The sequence below is a fragment of the Terriglobales bacterium genome (genome assembly GCA_035561515.1).
In the GTDB taxonomy this organism is placed as follows: domain Bacteria; phylum Acidobacteriota; class Terriglobia; order Terriglobales; family Acidobacteriaceae; genus DATMXP01.
Window position 1 is genome coordinate 66,311 of record DATMXP010000021.1, and the last position, 15,127, is coordinate 81,437.

The window sequence follows — 15,127 nt, forward strand, 5'->3', positions numbered from 1 at the left end:
AAAGAAGACCGCCAAGAAAAAGAAATAACTGAGCGAGCATCGACTCGCAATTCCATAGAGGAACTGGAAGAGGGTCAGGCCTTCGCGACACGCGAAGGCCGTTTTCGTTTCCGCCCTCGAACTTCGCGAAAATCGAGCAACTTACATCCACCTTAGGGTTGTTCCTTCCTCCGATACGTGCTAGAAATCGCATACGCCTCTTCGTAAACTACGGGAGACGTGTTCTTCATGGCGACGCGAACCAAATCCGGCGGCAAGAAAAAGAGCAACACCGAGATCGTCATCCCCGATCGGCTCTACTTCCGCATCGGTGACGTCAGCGAACTGCTGCAGCTTCCCGCGTACGTGCTTCGCTTCTGGGAAACCGAGTTCCCGCAACTGAAGCCCACGAAGAGCAGCACCGGGCAGCGCATGTACCGGCGGCGTGACGTGGAACTCGCGTTGCGCATCAAGACGCTGCTGTACGACGAAGGCTTCACCATCCCCGGCGCACGCCAGCAGATGAAGCTTGAAGCGAAGCCAACGAAGTCGCAATCAGCCCTGCCCTTCCCCAAAGCCGACAACCGGAACGGGTTGAAGCGCGTCCGCCAGGAGTTGCAGGAATTGCTTACCATGCTGTCGAGCAAGGTAAAGCACGACGCACGCAAGCAGGCGCGAGGGTAAGTCCTCGGTTCGGCAAGAAACACCCTACCCTAATCGATACACCATCTCGCCGCCGACAATGGTGGCGACCACGCGTCCTGTGAACTGCCATCCGTCGAACGGCGTGTTCCTTGATCTTGACTTCGATTTCGCCACATCGAAGGTCCATTTCGCTTTTGGATCAAAGATGGTGAGATCGGCATGTCCGCCCTGCTCTAGGGCGCCTCGCCCGCGCAGGCCAATGATCTTCGCGGGGTTGGCGGAGAGCAACTCCACCAATCGTTTCAGCGGCATCTTGCGCTTATGCACAAGTTCCGTAAGCGCCAGGCCCAACGCCGTTTCCATCCCGGTGATGCCGAAGGCTGCTTTATCGAACTCCACTTCCTTTTCGTGGCGGGCATGTGGGGCGTGATCCGTTGCGATGCAGTCAATCGTCCCGTCGAGCAGTCCCTTAATCATTGCATCGCGATCGTCGGCACTGCGCAAAGGCGGATTCATTTTGTAATGTGTGTCGTACTCACCGACCTTGTCGTCGGTCAACGTGAAATGATGCGGCGTCACTTCGCACGTCACGCGGACGCCAGCGTGCCGCACCTTTGAAATCGCGTCCAATGCCTCAGCCGTCGAGATATGAGCAACGTGAAGCTGGGCTCGCGTTCGCCGCGCCAGGTCGATATCGCGGGCAACGATGCTCGACTCCGCATCGTTCGGCCAGCCACGCAGTCCAAGCCGGAACGATACCGGCCCCGCATTCATGCTCGCGCCGGCCGTTATTCGCGTGTCCTCCGCGTGCTGGATCACGGGGAAGCCTACCGTCGCGGCCAGCCGCAGCGCTTCTTCCATCCGGCGATCATCCAGGATCGGCTTCCCATCGTCGCTGACCGCGACCGCGCCCGCTTTACGAAGTGCACGGTAGTCGCTGAGTTCTTCTCCCCTGCTGCCTTTCGTTGCCGCAGCAATCGGAAACACGTTCACCACGGCGCGGCGTTCCGGGGCCTGCATCCATGCGGTAATCTCCGCCGAGTCGTTCACCGGCGTGGTGTTTGGCATGGCGCATACGGACGTGAAGCCACCCGCCGCAGCGGCCTGAGTACCCGTCAGGATGGTCTCCTTGTGCGATTGTCCCGGCTCGCGCAGATGCACGTGCAAATCAATGAATCCCGGCGCCACTACCAGGCCTTTCGCGTTGAAAACTTCGTCCGCCGTCTCGGCGACTTTTCGATCCGGGGCGATTGTTGCTATGTGTCCGTTCCGCAAGAGAACGTCCGTGACTTCGTCGATGCCCGTTGCCGGATCGATAACATGACCGCCGCGTATTAAAAGAGACTTTTCCATTAGTGCTTTACTCCCAAGGCTCGCGCAAGGATGGCCATCCGAACCGCCACCCCGTTCTTCACCTGTTCCACGATCACCGTGCGGTCCGCGTCCGCGACGTCGGCCGTCAGTTCCAGTCCCCGGATAATCGGTCCCGGATGCATGACAATCGCATCCTTCTTGGCCCAGCGGACTCGCTCTGCCGTCAGTTGATATCGCGCAATGTAGTCGTCAAGGCTCAATTGCAATCCCGCCAGACGCTCTTTTTGAATGCGAAGCGCTATCACGACATCGGCCCCCGAGAGCGCTTCTTTCAGTTCGCGGGTGACAACGACTCCTGGCGCCAGTGTTTTCGCCAGATCGGGAACGAGTTCCGGAGGTCCGCACAGCACCACTTGTGCTCCGGCCTTGGTTAGCAGGTGAATATTCGACCGCGCCACGCGGCTATGGAAGATGTCCCCGATCAAGGCGACCCGGAGCCCCTTGATCTGCTTCTTGTGGCGAAGAATCGTGTACGCGTCCAGTAGCGCCTGCGACGGATGCTCGTGAAGGCCATCGCCCGCATTGATCACCGGCACGTCCACGTAGCGCGACAACAGGTGAGGCGCACCCGACGAGGGATGACGGATGATGATCGCCTGTGCACCAAGGGCCGTCAGCGTGTAACCGGTGTCGATCAGCGATTCGCCTTTCTCAATGCTCGACGCCGTTGCCGAAACCAGTGTTGTGGCTGCCCCGAGGATCTTCGCCGCGTACTCGAAAGATACACGCGTGCGCGTAGATGCCTCATAGAACAGCAACGCCACTCGCTTCTCCTTGAGCAGCGGACGAGGGTGTTTGCGCTGCATGCGATAAGCAGCACTGAGCAATTGGTCTATCGTTTTCAGATCGAGCGACTCGATTCCGAGCAGGCTTCCAGGGGCAGGTTTGGCTAGCATCAGTTCGCCTCAACAAAAAACCGCAGCCACGGCTGCGGTTCGAAACTCACAAAAGAAAATAGAAGCCAAAAGGGTTCGCTACTGCTGACCAGGCGTGCGTTACGCAGTCTCAGGCTTCTTTCTCCACCAGGAGCACCTTCTCGGCGCTGTCAATTTCCTGGAATTTCACTTCGATAATCTCGATGTCACTGGTCTGAACATAACGGCCAACAAAAGCAGCTTCGACCGGCAATTCACGGTGTCCGCGATCGATCAGCACCAGTAGTTGCACCCGCTTCGGACGTCCGTGATCAAACAGCGCATCCAGGGCGGCTCGAGTCGTACGGCCGGTATACAGCACGTCATCTGTCAGAACTACATTCATGTTCTGGATATCGGCGCCAAGTTCCGACTCTTTGATCTGCGGGTCAACGCCGACCGTCGTTAGATCGTCGCGATACAGCGTGATATCAAGCACTCCGACCGGAACCGGCTTTCCTTCGATTCGCTCAATGATCTTCGCCAGCCGTTGGGCTAGTGGCACGCCACGCCGTTTGATGCCGATCAGAACCAGGTTCTCAGTCCCATTGTTCTTCTCGATGATCTCGTGCGCCAGGCGGACCAGTGTTCGTTCAATCTCCGACGCGGACATCAGTTGCGCTTTCAGGCGCAGGTTAGGCTTGGGCGTGGGGTTGGAAGTCATCTCCGGCATGATACGCAAGCCAACCGTTGGCGGGCAAGGATATGACCACAATTCAGGATATGGTCCGATCTCCGAAATCGCCTCTTTACCAGGGCCGCAGCAGCAAATAGGCCGAAAAGCCCCTCTATGGTAATGCCTTACGCGTCCTGCTCAGAAATCCGCTTGAGTTTCCGCGATTCGGCCAACAACCGCATGCTGTTCATCAGATTCTGGAAGGTCACGATGCCAACGAGCCTGCCGTCGTCCACGATGGGAATGATGCTAAGGTTCTGCCCGGCAAGTTTTCGCAGCCCGGACGCCAGCGATTCACCCTTCTGCGCCACCTGGAAGGCGCGCTCCATCGCCATTTGCACGTAGCCGTTTCCCTCTGCCCGCAAGGCCTCCACGATCCGTTGGCGGCTGATTACGCCGACCATATCGCTGCCACGAATGACCGGGAAATCCTCCTGGAGCGTGTGCACCGCTTTTGAGAGTGCATCTTCGAGCGTGTCAGCCGGAGAAAGTGTCGAGAAGTCGGTCAACATCACCTCTTCCAGTCGCAAACTTTCCAGTACCGACTGGAACACTACCGAGCGTTCTTCGAGCATCGCCGAAAGGAACAGCAGCGACCCCGCGATCATGTACCAGGTGTTCCAGAATCCTGCGAACATCAGCACGATCGAGAACAACTGCCCGACGCTGACTGCCTTTCGCGTCGCCTGCACCGGATTCATCTTCCGCGCCAATTGCGCACGCAACACCCTTCCTCCATCCGTTGGGTACGCCGGCATCACGTGCAAAACCGACAAGAACAGGTTCATCCAGAAGAAGGTCCTCACCAGGTTCGCCGATGTGATGAACGGCGGGGCCAGAACATGCGCCTGCGGCATCACGGCTGCTGCGAAAACATACGCTCCCGCCGCGAGGAACAGATGCACCAGCGGACCCACCAGCGCAACTTTCACGCGGCCTATCGGATCCTTAAGCTGCATTGCATTCTCTTCCATCAGCGTGACGCCGCCGATGGGCATCAGAATCAGCACCCGTTGCGGAAGGCTGTGCCCGTGCGAAACAAACGCATGGGCCACCTCATGCAAGATCACCGAAAGCAGCAGGAGGGCAATAAACGCGAATCCGCGACTGAAGACCGCCTGCCCCAGTGTCTGGCCTTCCATCATCCAGACCGCCACCAGCAGGAATCCGTAGGAAAGGTGAATGCGTACATGGACATTCCCCATGCGCCCCAATGGCACAGACCAGCTACGCATGATTGCGGAAATCCAGGTACCCATCGCTCTTCATTTTATACACTTAACACTCCGAAGACCGTGCCGGAGTTCATGTGCGTATCATCGCGGGAAAATATCGCAGCCGTCCCTTGAAGTCGCTGCCGGGAATGAACACCCGCCCGACCAGTGATCGCCTCCGCGAAACCCTGTTCAACGTACTGACTGCCAGTGCCCCGCAGACGCTTGAAGGCAGCCTCTGGCTCGACGTTTTTGCCGGTACAGGAGCAGTCGGGATCGAGGCGTTAAGCCGCGGCGCTCATGCCGCAACCTTCATCGACAACAATCGAGTTGCGCTTCGCGTCATCCGCGACAACCTGAAATCTCTCGGAATAACCGATGGCTTTGAGATCGTGGAACACGACGCCTCACGCTCCCTCCGTCAACTCGACGCACTCGCATCAGCTTTTGACTACGTGTTTCTGGACCCGCCGTACGCAATGACCGTCGCCTACGAAGAAACCTTGGGATTTCTTGGGCAGTCGCGGATCTTGAAGCAGGATTCCGTCGTGATCGCCGAGCACGACAAACGGTACGATCCGGGCGAAGGCTTCGGAGCACTCCGCCGCTACCGCACCTTAATCCAGGGCGACAGTGGCCTCAGCTTTTATCACTTGAGCTAGTATGGGCGAAACCCGCTGAGCTACATGATCAACTCATCCGTCCGCCGCACGATCGGGTGCTGCATCTCCTGAAGATCGTTCTTCACCATGTTCAGCCCGACCATCGCCTCTTCGAAGTTCTCTGCCAACTTCTTGAACAATGGCGCCACCTTCGCATATTCGAAGCAGTCGAACTTGGACACGATGTAATAGCTCTCTCGTCCCGCCTTGATGAAGTCCACGAAGCTTTCCAGTCGGTTACGACGCAGGCGGAAGCGGTTGATCGACTCAGGAAACATGCCGGTAAAGAACAACGTATAGTCCCCGATATGTTTCCGCACCTGCCGCTCGCGGTCGAACGATGGCGCCGGCCCGAACACCGGATCGGATTCCAGCAGCATCTCGCCCACATCGCGCAGTGGACGACCGGCGGCATCGCGGATCTTGTACAACTGCTCCTCTTCGCAAAAGTCCGTCAGCATGTTCGCCACGTAGCCGCTGACCTGCGAGTCGCGCAGAACAATTGTTTCCTCGTAATGCCTGGAGACCAACTCCAGGAAGAACTCCCGCAAGGGGTGCGATTCAGGGATCATCGTTTTATTCCTACCCCACTAGGAACTGAAACGCTTCCAGCAATGTTCAGTTGCGCTGTTGAGCGCGATTCTGAAACAGCTCGGTTCCGGATGCAAGTCACTTTCGATACGCGTACCCGTAACCTGGCTACCCGCGCTGGCTTTCAAGCCCGTCTCATCCGGGGGATTTAACTATTTAGATGAGGAAAATTGCGGCTTCGAACGCATGTAGAAGTGAATGTCAGCAGGCAACTCGGGCGAGTGCTAATCGTACAAACCGCTGAAAATGAATTAGGCCCTGCCGCAGCAGGGCCAGGGTATGACTTTGTACCAAGGCTACTTCTTATTAACGGCTTTCTTCAGGTCAACACCGGGGGTGAACTTCGCGACCCGGCGGGATGCGATCTTGATGATCGAACCCGTCTGTGGATTGCGGCCATTCCGCGCCTTGCGTTGATACACGGAAAACGTACCGAATCCGGACAACGTAACACGCTCTCCCTTCTTCAGAGCGTTGCTCACACCCACGATTAACGATTCAACCATCGACGTCGCGAGCGCCTTTGAGACGTTTGCGTCGGCCGCGATCTTCTCGACAATATGGCCCTTGTTCATGTTTCCTCCTTCGCAGGGGACATCGGCCATCATTAGGCTACTCGTACAAGAGCAGTGTCAAGAAAAGATGAACGGAAACCCGCATCAGAGTGCTATTTTGGCACTCGCTTCGAAATCAGGCCGCCACCATCTTTGGGCTTGCCGCCTGGAACGCCTTCTCCGAAATTCCCAGCTTCTGCCCCAAATCGCTGAACAGGCGCACCCATTCGCGTGCCTTCTTATCCGGACGCGCGACCATTTGCGGATAGAGGGTCTGGATCAGGCCGTAATACAGGTTCTGGACTTTCCAGAGATTCAACTCGAACGGAAGCGACTGGATAACCGCAAAGATGGAAGTCATCCGCTCCAGCGTATCCGTATCTTCCGGCATCGCCGCAAATGCCTGCATCAGCGAATTAATCCGCCCAGTCAACGAATACCCCAGTCCGGCCACGTCCAGGTTGAGGTTCTCTCGCCGAGCCGTATCGAAGAGCGACGAGATCCGGCTCGTGTCCAGTGGCACATCCTCAAATGCCCGCTTTAATTGCGAGTTCACCACGAACTCCGACGTGACCGACAGCACCTTCGGATACGGCATATGGATTTCACCCAGGAAGCGCATCAGCGATGCATGACTGTCATACACCTGCCGGTACATGGCTTCCGCCTCGTTGACCACGGACGCCAGCAGCATCGCCGTCACCCGCTGTCTTTCATCCTTGAACAGCGACTTCAGTGAATACGCCGTCGCCCCGAAGTGCCGGTCCAGAGCCCGGATGCTGTCTGGAATGTCCGTCCTTGCGAATGCCTCATCAGCATCCTCGATCAAACGGCCGTACTCCTCCGCTCCGCGATAAACCCTCACGCCCGCGACCAAATTGTTGTCCCCCAGATGCAGCACGCCAAACGTCACGTCCGCCTGGTTACGCGTAATTCGCGACCGGATATTTGCCCGCCCCAGTGCAAACTGCATGCGACCCGCCTGAAGCGTTCTCGAATCGACCAGGTCCACTTCGTAGGAGAAGATTGCGCTATGCTGCTCGAATCCGCGGAACAACGCGCTGATCGCGTAATGCGCACCCACGCCGAGCAGGTCCACCATGGCCGGCTTGGCGAACCGCCGGTAGATCTCCGCCCCGTTCTCGTACTCTGGGATATTCGTCGGCGCGTACGCCAGTAACTCCAGGAATCGTTCTTCCCGATGATCCCCAAACAACTGTTCCGCCAACTGCAGCGTTCGTGCCGCGTATTGCAGCACTTGCACCGTCTCGATCCCCGACAACTCGTCGAAGAACCACCCGCAACTTGTGTACATGAGCATCGCGTGACGCTGCATTTCCAGCATGCTCAGTAACTCGACCTGCTCCTGGCTATTGAGTTCACGCTTCTGGTGCCGTTGCAGGAACTCATCCACGTTCTCTTCTGAGCGGTCCATCACTAGATCGATGTAATCGTTCCGCGCCGCCCACGGATCGTGAACCATGTTGCCCGCACACTGGCGAAACGGTTCCGCGATGTCGTCTCTCAGGCAATCAAGTGCGATTCGCAACGGCTGCCGCCAGTTTTGATGCCAACCCTCGCGGCCTGAATTACACCCGCAATCGCTCTTCCACCTCTCCACCCCGTGGGCACAACTCCACGCAGTGTTCTCAATAATCTCCGCCTCGTGCGTCGGTGGATGCAGTTCCAGAAACTGCCCGTAGTTTGTGATCTTTGCCAGGTCATGCGATTCCACATAGTGAAGCGCATAGGCAAGCGCCATGTCGCCATAGCGATGATGATGGCCATACGTTTCACCGTCCGTAGCAATGTGCATCAACTGCGGGTATCGCCGCTCCGTGAATCCGCTCATCAGTCGCGACGCGAACTGTTCGCCACTGCTCAACAACTTCTCGAATGCTACGGCTCGCGAGATCGGCCCATCGTAGAAGAACAAACCAATCCGTTTTCCCGAGTTGAGATAGCAGAAATACGGCTGCTTCGGATCGATCTTCGCGCCTTCCACATTTCGCCACTGCCGTCCGTGGCGTCGCGTCTGCCGTGCCTGCGACGGAGCCAAAATCGTGTACTTGATTCCGTGTTCCGCAAGTATCTCCAGCGTCTCGTTGTCGACCGCCGTCTCCGGCAACCACATCCCCTCCGGATCGCGTCCAAACCGCCGCTGAAAATCCCGAATCCCCCAGATGATCTGCGTCTCTTTATCGCGGCGGTTCGCCAGCGGCATGATCATGTGATTGTAGGCCTGCGCGATCGCCGACCCGTGCCCGCCAAAGTGCTCTTTGCTCCGCCGGTCGGCCTCCAGGATGGCCTCGTACACATCGGGCGAATTCGTTTCCATCCACGACAACAGCGTCGGCCCGAAGTTGAAGCTGATGCGCTCGTAGTTGTTGACAATCCGCTCAATATGCCCGAAGCCGTCAAGGATTCTCGACGCTGAATTCGCTGCGTAGCACTCCGCCGTAATCCGCTCATTCCAATCGTGAAACGGATACGCCGACTCTTGCAGTTCAACGAACTCAAGCCAGGGATTTTCGCGTGGTGGCTGATAAAAATGACAGTGAATACACAGGTAGCGTTCCATGTCTGCGCTTGATTAGGATGCAGACGAAGCAGCTTGAGTCCGGTACAAAGTCGCCTTCTGGCCATTTTTCCAGAGCTCTCCACAGACTTTTGCCGGAAGTTCACAACTCCCGCTCATGCCGACTTGCGCCAATCGCTCGCAAGTGCCACTCTGGTTCAGGAGATCCCTGTGCCTGCCGAAACTAAAAATACGGCGACCTGCCCCGTTTGTGATGACACTGGCTGGAAGCCCACACCGGAAGGGCGCGTCGCAAAATGCGACTGCCGCCTCCGCGCACGCGGAGCCTCCCTCGAAGATGCTGCCCGGATTCCCCGGCGGTACTCCCGGTGCAACTTCGATAACTTCATAACCGAACTGCCTGACCTTACCGCCACCGAGCACCAATCCCTGCACACCGCCCGTTTCCGCGCCGGCCGCTTCGTCGAAGAGTACCCCAACGAAAAAAACGGTCTGCTATTCATCGGCCCAACCGGTACCGGTAAGACCCACCTCGCAGTTTCCGTGATTCGCCTTCTCATGGACATGAAAGGCGTGTCGTGCCTGTTTGTTGACTACCGTGAACTGCTGCGCGAGATGCGTCAGTCCTATAACCCCTCCGTGCAGGCTACCGAAATGGACGTCCTCCGCCCCGTACTCGAAACCGAGGTCGTGCTCATCGACGATCTCGGTGCCTCCGCAACCCAGAGTGCCTGGGAACGAGACACCGTCGCCTACATCCTGAACAAACGTTACAGCGACGAACGCACCACCATCATTACGACCTACCTGCTCGACCGCCCCAGCCCGGTGGCTGAAGTTCCTGAAAACCCGAGCCCCTCCTTCGGACGCAACAAGAACCTCGAAGAGGCCCGGGCGGCTCTGCGCGATCGCACTCTCGGCGAGCGCATCGGCGACCAGATGCGGGCACGCCTTCATGAAATGTGCCGTAAAGTCGAGATTCAGGCTCGTGATTACCGTGAACGCGGCAAGCAGTAGGTACTCGTCTCCTCATCGACAATCCTGAGTACCCAATAGACAATAGCGATAGTGCTTCCGTATTCGCTCAGCTTTGATCCCGTCACCGACGCGGAGTTCTTCTCCGCCATCCCGGCTAAGCCAGCCGTTTTCCTCCTGCGTGGCGAATCCGGCGAGCCGTACGTCTCAAAATCCAGCAACTTACGACGACGCATCATGAGGCTGCTCGCGGCGCCGGAAGGCCTCACGCGCCGCTTGAGCCTTCGCGATCAGGCGAAGACTCTCGAGTACGCGCTTACCGGATCGGATTTTGAATCAGGATTACTGCTCTACCAGGTGCTCCGTCGCGAGTTCCCGAAAGCCTATGCCAGCCGCCTCAAGCTCCGGCTGGCGCCATTGGTGCGCCTTCACATCGAGAACCGCTATCCGCGCGTATCCATTACCACCAAACTTGGCAGCAAGTCGCTCTTCTATGGGCCGTTTCCTTCTCGTGCCATGGCAGAGAAATTCGCCAATGATTCGCTCGACTTTTTTAAGCTGCGGCGCTGCGTGGAAGAGCTGAATCCTGACCCGCAATTCCCGGGCTGCGTTTACTCGGAAATGAAGATGTGCCACGCGCCCTGCTTCAAAGGCTGCACAGACGAGGAGTACGAGACAGAATCGGCCCGCATTCGGCAATTTCTCGATTCAGGTGGAGATTCACTCGTCCGCGAGATCACCGCCGAACGTGACCAGGCTTCGGCCGAACTGCACTTTGAAACCGCAGCACTGCTGCACGCCAAACTCGAAAAGCTGAAGCCCGTTGTTGGCCAGCTGCCGGAAATCATCCGCCGCATTGACCAGCTCTCCGCGCTCATGATTCAGCCCTCCGCCGAACCCGATCACGTCACGCTTTTTGAAATAGATGGCGGACGCTTCTCCGCACCCATTCAGCTTGCCGTTACTCAGCCTCAGGAGACCGGCGGCAAGCCTCATTCCATGGAAGCCCGTATCCAGGAGGCAATCGCCGCTACTCCGGTTCCAAGTGGCTCCGCCCAGGAAACGATGGAGCAGTTGGCAATCCTCAAGCGCTGGTATTACCGCAGCAGCAAGATCGGTGAGATTTTTTTTACCGACGAGCGCGGCGAACTGCCCTGGCGCAGGATCGTTCGCGCTGTGTCCCGTGTCTTCAAAGGCGAAAAAGCTGTTCCCGACCTGAGCGAATCAGCCAAAGACTACTGGATCATGCGAGAGAAATTAGGAAACCTCTAGGCATTTGGATTCGCTCTTTTCCTGAACACCACTTCCACCCCATCTCTCCAGCTTTCATTCACAGCCACCAACTGCCAATCAATCTCCGGAGAAAAATACCGCAGCAGTCTGTCGGTTGTGGGGTGAATTCTCAGCGCTGGAGCAACCAGGTACAGTAGCGGCGACTTCTCGCTCAGCTCCGCGCCTCCAAAGTACCCATACCTCTGGAACTCCCCGCGCGCGTGATGCCAGCTTACTCGCGCCCAGTAATCCAAGCCCTGCATCGGCAGATGCAAGTCCTCATCAGCCTTCAACTCAAGCACCGCGAGTCGTCCTTCACGTGTCATTGTCAGGACATCAATCATCGCCCGGTCCGAGGCCGTGAACGCCGGTACCTGTGAGTATGTCCAGCGCGAATCAAGTTGCAGATCAAGAACGGCTACGTCGCGAACGATCACTGACTCAAGCCAGCGCTCCGGAGCCAGTCTCCACAACACGTCGCCGGGACGCGCCGGCCCACTCTGCCGTGACTCGCGCAGTCGCCCCAAGATGTGCCGAAATAACTCTTCGTTCTTATCCGACAACACCGTTTCGCTGGGGCCCACTCCGAACACAATCTCCGCCGCACTATGAATCGAACCCGCGATCCGTGCTCGTGCGAATTCCAGTCCGTGTATACGAAATGAGACTTCCGCCGGTGACGTGACCGCCACTTCGCATCCTGGAGCAATCTCGCTGATCCGTGCAATCGACGCCGCAAATCGCTCCTTCGCCGCCTCGAAATTCGGACAATGCACCAGCCGTGTCTCTACGTTTCCTCGATCCGACGCGTCCACCGCCTCCGCCGCATCCTCACGCTGGTTGAACTCGTGCAGTTCAAACGACGCCAGCTGCAAATTCAGATGCGCCAACCTTTCGCGCACGATCGCCGACCGTTTCGGCGGTACAAACAGCTTCAATCCTGCAACGTGCTTCCTCGTCGCTTCTCGCTCGCGGAGATAGTCCAGCCACAGCAGCCCGATGGTAAGCGCGCCGTCGACCGACGCCTGCGTCTCTTCCGCGTTCACTCCCAGCACCGCGAAAATAGTGTTCCCCTTTTGCAGGACGCCACGCGCATACACTGGCCCGAACGACCTCTCCAGGTCCACCGACGACTTCGGCCGTGCAACCTTGAAACCCGGATACATCCTGAGCAACATCCGTTCCAGTTGCCGCTCGTACGTCACGCGCTGGCTTCGTTTCGTCGATGGAGTCCGCCGGTCCGGGTCGCGGCAGATCTCCATCAGCGTCGGCTTCGGACGCCCGAGTCGCTGCACCATTAACCGCAACGACTGCGCCTTCATCTCGGCATCTACCACGCGGCGAACGCAGTTCCGCTCGCTCGACCAGAACTGCACCACGCATTTATCGTGCTCGGTCGCGACCGAATACTTCGCCTCCGCCAGATCGAACAGGATTTCGCCTTCTTCGACCACCACACCGCGCGCGGACGCCCCCACGAACTCCTCGATCATCTGCGCCATGGACGTAGCACTCATGCCACGAATGAATCATGCCCGTGCCACCGATTGCACGGATTTCCGTCACATTCGCCGATGTTCAAACCCCGCTACCAGTACCATTTCAGAACAAAAAAAGCCGATCGCCAAAGCGACCGGCTCCACAGAAAAATGTTCTACCACACGCGGCAGGCGTTCTCCCGGACCATCGGTTGTCCTGTCTTGCAGCCAAACGCCGACTGGAACTCTGCCGAGTTCTGCACCACTCCGTTCACGCGGTACTTGCCGGGTGAGTGCGGATCGGTCTTCGCCAGCAGGCGCGATGATTCCGGCGTCACGTTCTGGCACCAGATCTGCGCATAACCAAGGAAGAACCGCTGCTGGGGCGTGAAGCCATCGATCTTGTCCATGGCCTTGCCCTTCAGCGCCTCGTTCAGCGCCATCAGGGAGATCTTCACGCCGCCGTTGTCGGCCGTGTTTTCACCCAACGTCAGCTTGCCGTTCAACGTGACGTCGTCCACAGCCACGAACTGGCCGTACTGGTCAGCCAGGCAGCCGGTCCGCTTGTCGAACTCCGCCCGGTCTTCCTTCGTCCACCACGAGTTGAAGTTACCCTCGGCGTCGAACTGGCTACCCTGGTCATCAAAACCGTGTGTCAGTTCGTGTCCAATCACCGCTCCGATGCCGCCGTAGTTTACGGCGTCGTCAATCGTCGGATCGAAGAACGGCGGCTGCAGAATGCCTGCTGGGAAGTTAATGTCATTCATCGACGGACGGTAGTACGCATTCACCGTCGGCGGCGACATCGACCACTCGTCGCGATCAACCGGTTTCCCGATCTTGTTCAAGTTCCGCTTCACTTCAAATGCCGCCGCTCGGGTCGAGTTCCCAAGCAGGTCGCCCCGCTTGATCTCTACCGTGCTGTAATCGCGCCACTTGTCCGGATACCCAATGTGATTCCGGATCGCATCCAGCTTCACCTGCGCCTGCTTCTTCGTCTGGTCGGACATCCAGTCCAGCGACTTGAAGTCCTGCCCCATCGCGCCTTCCACGTTCTTCACCAGTTCGAGGGTGCGCTTCTTGCTATCGGCGGGGAAATTCTTTTCGACATACGGCTGCCCGAGCAGCTCCGGAAGTTCCGCATCCACCCGGCGCACACACCGCTTCCACCTCGCCGCGTTCTCTTTCTGGCCCGACATGTACTGCCGGTTGAAGGCAAAGTCTTCATCGACGAACGGCTGCGACAGCAGCGGTGCCGCGTCATTCAGTGCCTTCCAACGCAAATACACCTTCCAATCGCCGAGCGGCACCTGCCCGAGCATCCCATCGACTTTTTTGAAGAAGTCGGGGTTCACCGTGTTCAGCGTTTCCACGCTCGGTACAGCGCGCAGCTTGAAGTACTCGGCAAACATGAAGTTCGGAGCCAGCGCGTACAGCTCTTTCGCCGTCATCTTGTGATCGCGGTTCGCCGGATTGCGGCGGGCCGTACGGTCCATCGACGCCCGCGCCAGTTCAGTCTCCATCTCCATGACGATCTTCGCCTGGGCGGCGGCGTCGGCTGGCTTCTCGCCCGCCAACTCCATCATCTTCTGCACGTGCGCCACGTACTTTTCGCGCGTTTCCTTCGACTTCGCGTCGTCCTTCAGGTAGTAGTCACGGTCCGGCAGCGTAAGTCCGCCCTGATCCACGAATGCGATCATCGACTGCGCGTTATGCATATCCGGCTGCGCGAACATCCCAAACAGCGACGGAATCCCATTCGAATGCAGATACGCCACCGTCGTAATCAGGTCTTTGTGGGTTTTGATCTTCGCAATGCGATCGAAGGTCGGCTTTAGGGGACTGATCCCCAGCTTGTTCACCGCCGCCTCATCCATGCACGACGCGTAGTGATCACCTATCTTCTGCATGATCGCGTTGCGCCCCGGGTCCGGCTTCGCAGCGCCTTCGAGAATGTCGTGCAGGATCGCCAGGTTGTTCTCGGCGAGCTGATTGAACCGGCCCCAGCGTGACTGATCTCCCGGGATCGGGTTGTTGGCCATCCATCCGCCGCAGGCGTAACGATAGAAGTCCACGCACGGATCCACCGTCGTGTCCATGTTCTTCACATCGAACCGGACCGCCGTATTGGACCCGGCTGTTTGCGCGAACATGAACCCCGCAAACAGGACGACGACAATGCCTACTGCCATAAATCGTTTCATAGAGAGAACTCGGTTGAAAGAATTGGAAAGCGGACTAGTATAAACATCGC

The 15,127-nt window shown here is 57.9% G+C and carries 13 protein-coding genes; 4 read left to right on the forward strand and 9 right to left on the reverse strand.

Going from position 1 to position 15,127, the window contains the following annotated elements; all coding sequences use genetic code 11:
- The first annotated feature begins 228 nt into the window (after window positions 1-228).
- The gene (locus VN577_09380; protein HWR15029.1) at window positions 229-663 is read left to right on the forward strand and encodes a MerR family transcriptional regulator; all 435 of its coding nucleotides are present in this window, start codon (window positions 229-231) and stop codon (window positions 661-663) included.
- Window positions 664-687: 24 nt separating this feature from the next.
- Here the strand turns inward: VN577_09380 and VN577_09385 are convergent, their stop codons facing one another.
- From VN577_09385 to VN577_09400, 4 genes are all read right to left on the reverse strand, one after another.
- Complete coding sequence (locus tag VN577_09385) at window positions 688-1,977, reverse strand: dihydroorotase (GenBank protein HWR15030.1); 1,290 nt, start codon at window positions 1,975-1,977, stop codon at window positions 688-690.
- Window positions 1,977-2,894, reverse strand: a complete 918-nt coding sequence (locus tag VN577_09390) for an aspartate carbamoyltransferase catalytic subunit (protein ID HWR15031.1) — start codon at window positions 2,892-2,894, stop codon at window positions 1,977-1,979. The genes VN577_09385 and VN577_09390 overlap by 1 nt, the downstream gene beginning before the upstream one ends.
- Window positions 2,895-3,003: 109 nt before the next feature.
- Window positions 3,004-3,585: a bifunctional pyr operon transcriptional regulator/uracil phosphoribosyltransferase PyrR gene (pyrR, locus tag VN577_09395; protein HWR15032.1), complete on the reverse strand. Its 582-nt coding sequence runs from the start codon at window positions 3,583-3,585 to the stop codon at window positions 3,004-3,006.
- A 128-nt stretch (window positions 3,586-3,713) separates the two neighbouring features.
- Window positions 3,714-4,823: a site-2 protease family protein gene (locus tag VN577_09400; GenBank protein ID HWR15033.1), complete on the reverse strand. Its 1,110-nt coding sequence runs from the start codon at window positions 4,821-4,823 to the stop codon at window positions 3,714-3,716.
- Window positions 4,824-4,897: 74 nt separating this feature from the next.
- On the opposite strand from VN577_09400, the gene rsmD reads away from it, so the two are divergent.
- Window positions 4,898-5,464: a 16S rRNA (guanine(966)-N(2))-methyltransferase RsmD gene (gene rsmD / locus VN577_09405; GenBank protein ID HWR15034.1), complete on the forward strand. Its 567-nt coding sequence runs from the start codon at window positions 4,898-4,900 to the stop codon at window positions 5,462-5,464.
- Between the two features lie 20 nt (window positions 5,465-5,484).
- Here rsmD and VN577_09410 read toward each other — a convergent pair whose 3' ends face one another.
- From VN577_09410 to VN577_09420, 3 genes are all read right to left on the reverse strand, one after another.
- Window positions 5,485-6,036 (reverse strand): hypothetical protein, encoded by a 552-nt coding sequence (locus VN577_09410; protein HWR15035.1) that lies wholly within the window; start codon window positions 6,034-6,036, stop codon window positions 5,485-5,487.
- A 315-nt stretch (window positions 6,037-6,351) separates the two neighbouring features.
- Complete coding sequence (locus tag VN577_09415) at window positions 6,352-6,663, reverse strand: HU family DNA-binding protein (protein ID HWR15036.1); 312 nt, start codon at window positions 6,661-6,663, stop codon at window positions 6,352-6,354.
- Window positions 6,664-6,745: 82 nt separating this feature from the next.
- Window positions 6,746-9,190 carry a DUF3536 domain-containing protein gene (locus VN577_09420; protein HWR15037.1) on the reverse strand — a complete coding sequence of 815 codons (2,445 nt, stop codon included), beginning with the start codon at window positions 9,188-9,190 and terminating at the stop codon, window positions 6,746-6,748.
- 168 nt (window positions 9,191-9,358) lie between these two features.
- On the opposite strand from VN577_09420, the gene VN577_09425 reads away from it, so the two are divergent.
- Window positions 9,359-10,165: an ATP-binding protein gene (locus VN577_09425; protein ID HWR15038.1), complete on the forward strand. Its 807-nt coding sequence runs from the start codon at window positions 9,359-9,361 to the stop codon at window positions 10,163-10,165.
- Between the two features lie 51 nt (window positions 10,166-10,216).
- Entirely contained in the window at window positions 10,217-11,395 is a 1,179-nt protein-coding gene (locus tag VN577_09430) for a UvrB/UvrC motif-containing protein (GenBank protein HWR15039.1), read from the forward strand.
- Here VN577_09430 and VN577_09435 read toward each other — a convergent pair.
- Together VN577_09435 and VN577_09440 are read right to left on the reverse strand one after the other, a co-directional pair.
- Window positions 11,392-12,912 (reverse strand): hypothetical protein, encoded by a 1,521-nt coding sequence (locus VN577_09435; protein HWR15040.1) that lies wholly within the window; start codon window positions 12,910-12,912, stop codon window positions 11,392-11,394. The two genes, VN577_09430 and VN577_09435, sit on opposite strands and share 4 nt — an antisense overlap.
- Window positions 12,913-13,049: 137 nt before the next feature.
- Complete coding sequence (locus tag VN577_09440) at window positions 13,050-15,065, reverse strand: M13 family metallopeptidase (GenBank protein HWR15041.1); 2,016 nt, start codon at window positions 15,063-15,065, stop codon at window positions 13,050-13,052.
- Window positions 15,066-15,127 lie beyond the last annotated feature (62 nt).

Coding starts and splice junctions, on each gene's coding strand:
- VN577_09415 (HWR15036.1), bottom strand. CDS start 6,663: ATGATGGCCGATGTCCCCTGCGAAGGAGGAAACATGAACAAGGGCCAT.
- pyrR (HWR15032.1), bottom strand. CDS start 3,585: ATGCCGGAGATGACTTCCAACCCCACGCCCAAGCCTAACCTGCGCCTG.
- VN577_09390 (HWR15031.1), bottom strand. CDS start 2,894: ATGCTAGCCAAACCTGCCCCTGGAAGCCTGCTCGGAATCGAGTCGCTC.
- VN577_09380 (HWR15029.1), top strand. CDS start 229: ATGGCGACGCGAACCAAATCCGGCGGCAAGAAAAAGAGCAACACCGAG.
- VN577_09400 (HWR15033.1), bottom strand. CDS start 4,823: ATGCGTAGCTGGTCTGTGCCATTGGGGCGCATGGGGAATGTCCATGTA.
- VN577_09410 (HWR15035.1), bottom strand. CDS start 6,036: ATGATCCCTGAATCGCACCCCTTGCGGGAGTTCTTCCTGGAGTTGGTC.
- VN577_09420 (HWR15037.1), bottom strand. CDS start 9,190: ATGGAACGCTACCTGTGTATTCACTGTCATTTTTATCAGCCACCACGC.
- VN577_09435 (HWR15040.1), bottom strand. CDS start 12,912: ATGAGTGCTACGTCCATGGCGCAGATGATCGAGGAGTTCGTGGGGGCG.
- VN577_09385 (HWR15030.1), bottom strand. CDS start 1,977: ATGGAAAAGTCTCTTTTAATACGCGGCGGTCATGTTATCGATCCGGCA.
- VN577_09440 (HWR15041.1), bottom strand. CDS start 15,065: ATGGCAGTAGGCATTGTCGTCGTCCTGTTTGCGGGGTTCATGTTCGCG.